This is a genomic window from Xanthomonas sp. SHU 199 (assembly GCF_000364665.1).
GTDB classification, from domain to species: domain Bacteria; phylum Pseudomonadota; class Gammaproteobacteria; order Xanthomonadales; family Xanthomonadaceae; genus Xanthomonas_A; species Xanthomonas_A sontii.
The window spans coordinates 1-6,109 of the sequence record NZ_AQOI01000746.1 but is presented as its reverse complement, the minus strand read 5'-3'; the positions used below and the strand labels follow the sequence as shown (position 1 = coordinate 6,109).

5 protein-coding genes are annotated in these 6,109 nt (G+C 68.6%); 3 read left to right on the top strand and 2 right to left on the bottom strand.

Annotated features, from left to right (window positions below):
* The coding region (locus tag D183_RS0120730; protein ID WP_017910685.1) for a methyl-accepting chemotaxis protein at positions 1–1,734 on the bottom strand (1,734 nt) is incomplete at its 3' end.
* Positions 1,735–2,215: 481 nt separating this feature from the next.
* Complete coding sequence (locus D183_RS0120725) at positions 2,216–3,043, bottom strand: inositol monophosphatase family protein (protein ID WP_026144017.1); 828 nt, start codon at positions 3,041–3,043, stop codon at positions 2,216–2,218.
* Positions 3,044–3,161: 118 nt separating this feature from the next.
* On the opposite strand from D183_RS0120725, the gene D183_RS0120720 reads away from it, so the two are divergent.
* The 3 genes from D183_RS0120720 to D183_RS0120710 form a co-directional block, all read left to right on the top strand.
* Complete coding sequence (locus tag D183_RS0120720; RefSeq protein ID WP_017910683.1) at positions 3,162–3,920, top strand: RNA methyltransferase; 759 nt, start codon at positions 3,162–3,164, stop codon at positions 3,918–3,920.
* A gap of 151 nt (positions 3,921–4,071) precedes the next feature.
* A complete protein-coding gene (locus D183_RS0120715; protein WP_017910682.1) occupies positions 4,072–4,989 on the top strand; it encodes a PhnD/SsuA/transferrin family substrate-binding protein in 918 nt (305 codons plus the stop codon).
* Positions 4,986–6,109, top strand: a 1,124-nt coding sequence (locus D183_RS0120710; protein WP_017910681.1) for a diguanylate cyclase domain-containing protein, incomplete at its 3' end; no start/stop codon positions are given. The genes D183_RS0120715 and D183_RS0120710, both read left to right, overlap by 4 nt.

The window sequence follows — 6,109 nt, the reverse complement described above, 5'->3', positions numbered from 1 at the left end:
GGCGACCACGGCGAAACCGCGGCCCTGCTCGCCGGCGCGTGCCGCTTCCACCGCGGCATTGAGTGCCAGGATATTGGTCTGGAAGGCGATGCCGTCGATCACGCCGATGATGTCGGCGATCTTCTTCGAGGCCGCCTCGATGCCGTCCATGGTGGTGACGACCTGTCCGACCACCGTGCCGCCCTGCGAGGCCACCGAGGCCGCGCCGGCGGCCAACTGGTTGGCCTGGCGCGCATGCTCGGCGTTCTGCTTCACCGTGGCGGTCAGTTCCTCCATCGATGCGGCGGTTTCCTCCAGGCTGGCGGCCTGCTGCTCGGTGCGGCGCGACAGGTCGTCGTTGCCGCTGGCGATCTCGCCCGCGGCGGTGTCGATGCTGGCCGCGGCCTGCTGGATGCGGCCGACCATGTCGGTCAGTTGCGCGACGGTGGCGTTGGCGTCGTCGCGCATCCGCGCGAACACGCCGTGGAACTCGCCCTGCATGGTCTGGGTCAGGTCGCCGGCGGCGATCGCGCGCAACAGCTGCGACAGCGCCGCCAGATTGGTCTCGGTGCCCGTCATCATCGTGTTGAGGTTGGCGACCATGCCGCGGAAGGCGTGACGGAAACGCTGATCATTGCCGCGGCGGGAGAAGTCTCCCTGCGCGGCGGCGCGCACCAGCAGGTCGATCTCGTCGTTGATCGCGCCGAGATTGCGCTTCACCTTGGCCATGGTCTCGGTCAGGATCGCCTTCTCGCCCGGGAACTGCTCCAGGTCGCGGCTCAGATCGCCTTCGGCATACTCGCCCATCAGCGCGATCAGCTGCTGCTTGACCGAGATATGGCTGTGCACCAGGGCATTGGTGTCGCGGACCATGCGCCCGTACTCGCCCGGGAAGCGTGCCTCGTCCATGCGGAAGCTGATCCGGCCGGCGTCATGCTGCCTGGCCATCTCGGTCTGCGCCTGGATCACCGTGCGCAGTTCCTCCTGCATCTGCCGCATGTCGTTGAGCAGGGACGGCGCCTGGGTGCGCAGGCGCACGTCCTGCGACAGGTCGCCGCTGGCGATGCGGCGCACCACGTCGGCTGCGTAGGCGGGCTCGCCGCCGAGCTGGCGCATCAGGCTGTTGCGGACCAGCAGGCCGAGCAGGATGGCGGCGACGATGCCGATCAGCATGCCGCCGAGGCTGGTCCATTCGCCCGACTGCGCGCGCGCCTCGCTCTCGGCCTTGCGCACCTGCAGCAGCGCGCGCTCGGCGTCCTCGTACTGACCGATCGTGTCGCGCAACCCGTCCATCTGCTGCTTGCCGACGCTCCGGAACGCGTCCAGCTGGGCGTCGTCGCTGTCGGCCACGGTGGTGCGCATGTGTTCCACCGCTTTGCGCTTGGTCGCCATGAACTGCGTGTAGTCCTGCATCAGGGTCTGCAGGCGCGCCTGCTGCGCCGCGTTGTCCGCGGTCAGCTGCTTGGACTCCTGCCACTGTGCGCTGAACTCGCGTTCGCCGAGTTCGAGTGGCGCCAGGTAGGACGGATCGCGGGTCAGGGCGAAGCCGCGCGCGCCGCTCTCAATGTTGAGCAGGCTCACCAGCATGCGGTCGCCGAGGGTGATGACCTTGTAGGTGTGCGCGTCCAGCGCTGCCGCGCTGGTGAACTTGCGGAAGCCGATCAGGCTGGTGATGCCGACCAGCAACAACATGGCGATCACGCCGCAGAAGCCGATTGCCAGGCGCTTGGTGACGGTGAGATGATGGAAGGACACGCGAGATCTCCGGAAGATGCGAGAGAGCGGCGCTATCGGCTCCATTGCCGCAGGGACGGCAATGCAGGCACGGATCAGCGGGGAAGTTCGGGCAAAGACCCGCATCGGTATCGGCCGCGTTTTGTGGATCTTTAGGGCTGCGTTCGCCGATTGTGTCGGGCGCATCGCACATGCCGTTTTGCCTGCACGTAGCGCGTCGTGTGCCGTTTTCTACGCAAGCGCCGATCAAGCAGGAGTGAAGCGCGCAGCGTCCAATGCGTGAGTGCGGTGTGACGGCAAAACGGCCCGTGCGTTCTGCGTTCGACGGGATTTCCTGGGTGGCGACTCGTCTGCGCGAGGCCAGGCGGATGCTGCGAAAGGACCTGTGCGGAGGTGTGCGCCGGTCCGATCGGCGGATGACGGACATAAAAAAAGCCGCGCGAGTGCGCGGCTTTTCTGTTGTTGCGGTGTCGCTGCGCCGGCGTGGCGCCGGTCGCCTCGCTCAGAACTTCGCGTCGAACTCCCCGGCGAAGCCGGTATTGACGATCAGCTTCTGCAGCGCGTCGCCGACCTTGAGGTTGCCGGCGACCACCTGGAACTGCTGCGGGCCGCGGTCGTCGATGCGGCCGAGGGTGCCGCCCTTGAAATCGGTGACGCGGCCACCGGCCTCGCGCACCAGCAGCACGCCTGCGGCGATGTCCCAGGCCTTCACGCCTGCTTCGAAGTAGGCGTCGCTGCGGCCGCAGGCCACATAGGCCAGATCCAGTGCCGCCGAACCGGTGCGACGGATGTCCTCGGCCTGCACCAGCAGCGCATCCACGCACTTGAGCTGGGGGCTGGTGCGCTTGCGCTCGCGCGGCGCGAAGCCGGTGTGGACCATGGCGCCGTTGAGTTCCTTGCGCTCGCTGACGCGGATGCGGCGGTCGTTGAGCACGGCGCCGTTGCCGCGGCTGGCGGTGAACAGTTCGTTGCGGAGCGGGTCGAAGATCACCGCGTCGACCGGCTCGCCGTTCTCGACCAGGGCGATCGACACGCAGTAGTGCGGGAAGCCGCGCAGGTAGTTGCTGGTGCCGTCGAGCGGGTCGATCACCCACATGTAGCGGCCGCCGCCCTGCACGCCGCTTTCCTCGCCCATCACGCCGTAGTCGGGGTAGGCGCGGCGCAACTCCTTGACGATCACCTTTTCCGCATCGGCATCGACTTCGCTGGCGTAGTCCATGCGGTCCTTCTGCACCACGTTCAGTGCTTCCAGGCGGTTGATGTGGCGCAACAGCACGTTGCCGGCGAGGCGGGCGGCCTTGACCATGACGGTGACGGCGGGTTTTTGCATGGCAAGCGCTCCCGAGAAGGCGGAGGTGGGTCTGGAGGAGGAAAAGAGCAGTCCGGCGCCAAGGCCGGCCGCACAGTTTACCATCTACGCCCCCGTTCGCTTCGCCTGCCGTGCCGCCATGACCGATTCCCTCCGTATCCGCTTCGTCCTGGTCGGGACCCAGCACCCCGGCAACATCGGCGCGGCGGCGCGCGCGATGAAGACCATGGGGCTGTCGCGGCTGGTGCTGGTGGCGCCGGAATGCGAGCTGGAGACCGAGGCCTACCGGCGTTCTGCCGGGGCCGAGGATCTGTTGCAGCAGGCGTCGGTGCTGCCGGCGCTGGCCGACGCAGTGGCCGATTGCCGGTTGGTGCTGGGTTGCACCGCGCGCAGCCGCCGCGTGTCGCTGGAGGAGTTGCTGCCGGCCGATGCCGCGCAGCGCCTGACCGCCACCAGCGCCGAACCGGCGGAGGTGGCGCTGGTGTTCGGGCGCGAGCGCACTGGCCTGACCAACGAGGAACTGCAGTTGTGCCATGCGGCCGTGCACATTCCCTCCGATCCGGCGTTCAGCTCGCTCAATCTGGCCGCGGCGGTGCAGGTGCTGGCCTACGAACTGCGCCTGGCGCAGCTGCGCGGCGCCGCCCCCGCGCCGGCGCCGGCACCGGGGTTCCGCGAGGCACCGGCCAGCCACGCACAGGTGGAAGGGCTGTTCGGGCAGTTGGCCGAAACCCTGGACGATATCGACTTCCACAAGGGCCGCGCCCCGGATTCGGCGATGCGCAAGTTGCGCCGGCTATTCCTGCGCACCGAGCTGACCGAGCAGGAAGTGCGCCTGCTGCGCGGCGTGCTGTCCGATGCGCAGCGCATGGCGCGACTCGCCGGGCAGGCCGGAAACTGAGGCCAGGCAAGGCGCGAAGGCCTCCATCGCGGCGCGCGCGCCGACGCGTGCGCCCAGGGCGGACTGCATGCGCGGCGGGCGCCATTCTGTGACGCTGTCACCGGCATGCGCTTTCGGCTAGGCTTTGCAAGGTCTACTTGGGGATCGTGGTTTGTCCAGTTCGCGTTGGCGGGTGGTCGTGGTGTGGCTGGCGCTGGCGATCTGCTGGCCCGCGTCCGTGCACGCGCGGCCCTCGGTCCTGGTGCTGGGGCGCATCAGCGACAATCCCAAGGCCCATTACGAGCAACTCAAGCCGCTGCTGGACTACGTGGTGCCGCGCATGCGCGAGGTCGGCATCACCTCCGGGCAGATCCTGATGGCCCGCGACAGCCAGCAGATGAGCAGTTACCTGCGTCGCGGCCGGGTCGACTGGGTCACCGAGACCGCTGCCACCGCGATGGCGCTGGAGCAGCGCGGTGGCGCCAAGCCGCTGCTGCTGACCGAGCGCAACGGCGTGCGTCAGTACCACACCGTATTCTTCGTGCGCAAGGACGCGCCGGTGCACGACCTGTCGGATCTGCGGGGGCGCACGCTGGCGCTGCAGAGCACGCTGTCCACCAGCGCCTACCTGGTGCCGATGATGACGCTGTTCGAGCGCGGCCTGCATCCGGAGATCCTGCTCTCGACCAAGGACCAGCCCTCGGCGGAAACGGTCGGTTACGTGTTCGCGCGCTCGGAACTCAACATCGCCGCCTTCGTGCACAAGCATCTGGTGGATGCCGGGGCGTTCAGCAATCTCGACTGGGACGACGATCGCCGCATTCCCCCGGCGTTCCGCCGCGACTTCCGGGTGATCTACCGCAGCGAACCGTATCCGCGCGCGGTGGAGATGGTGCGCAGCGATCTGCCCACGGACGTGGAGACGCGCCTGCGCGAGGTGCTGCTGCACGCCGCTGACGATCCGCAGGGGCGCGCGGCGCTGCGCCAGTTCTTCGGGACCTCCGGTTTCTACCCGATCGATCCGGCGTCGCAGAAACGCCTGGATGCCCTGCGCGACGGCGTGGCGCGGGTGAGGCTGGAAGTGGAATGAAGACCATTCGTTTCGGGTTGCAGGCCAGGTTCCTGCTGGCCATGGGCGTGGCTGCGCTGCTGGTGATGGCGATCCTGGCCCTGCTGCTGGAGCGCCAGGCGGCGATGCAGCGCGAGGTGCGCACGCTCAGCGGCAACGCCATCCACAGCCTGTTCGACAGCAGCATGCGCACCCGCGGCGAATCGCTGGCGCGGCAACTGGCCGATTCGCTGGCCAACCCGGTGTACTACTCCGACCTGGATGCGATCGGCACGCAGGTGCGTGGGGCGCTGGGCTATGTGGCGGTGGCCTACGTGCTGGTCTACGACGCCGACGGGCGGCTGATCCACGACGGCAGCAAGGACCTGGTGGGCTACGGGCAGCGCATGCGCGGGCCGATGGCCGACGCCGCGATCCGCGCCAAAGGCCTGCTGGCGCAGGAGTCGCCGGAGTTCCTCGACGTGTCGATGCCGATCATGATCGGCGACCAGCGCGTGGGCGGGGTGCGGGTAGGCATGTCCTGGACACGCGCGCAGGAGTACGAGCGCAAGGCCGGGCAGAACCTGGACCAGCGCCTGGGCGCACTGGGCAAGCGCCATCTCGGCTGGTTGCTGCTGTTGCTGGCCGCCCTGGGCCTGACCGCGGCGATGGTGGCGGTCTACGTGCAGCGCACGCTGGTGGCGCCGTTGCGCTGGATGGCGGCGACCGCACGCCAGATCGAGGCCGGCAACTATGCGGTGGAGCGCCGCGACAGCGGCCGCCACGACGAGGTCAGCGAACTGCTGCGCGCGTTCGGGCGGATGAGCGAGGCGATCGCCCGGCACGACCGCGACGTGCGCCACATGGCCTACACCGATGCGTTGACCGGGCTGACCAACCGGCTCGCGTTCCGCGAGGCGCTGGACCATCGCATGCTGTCGGCGCGCGCCTCGCAGCGCAGGCTGGCGCTGCTGTTCGCCGACATCGACGATTTCAAGCGGATCAACGACACCCTGGGCCACGAGGCCGGCGACGAGGCGCTGCTGCAGTTCGCGCGGCGCATCCAGCTGGCGGTAGAGCAACTGGGCGGCGACGATGCGCTGCTGGCGCGTTTCGGTGGCGACGAGTTCGTGATCCTGGTGGAGGATGCGCAGGCGGCCAA

Bases quoted from the DNA above. Each gene is read 5' to 3' on its own strand.
- D183_RS0120725 (WP_026144017.1), bottom strand. From the start codon at position 3,043: ATGCAAAAACCCGCCGTCACCGTCATGGTCAAGGCCGCCCGCCTCGCC.
- D183_RS0120720 (WP_017910683.1), top strand. From the start codon at position 3,162: ATGACCGATTCCCTCCGTATCCGCTTCGTCCTGGTCGGGACCCAGCAC.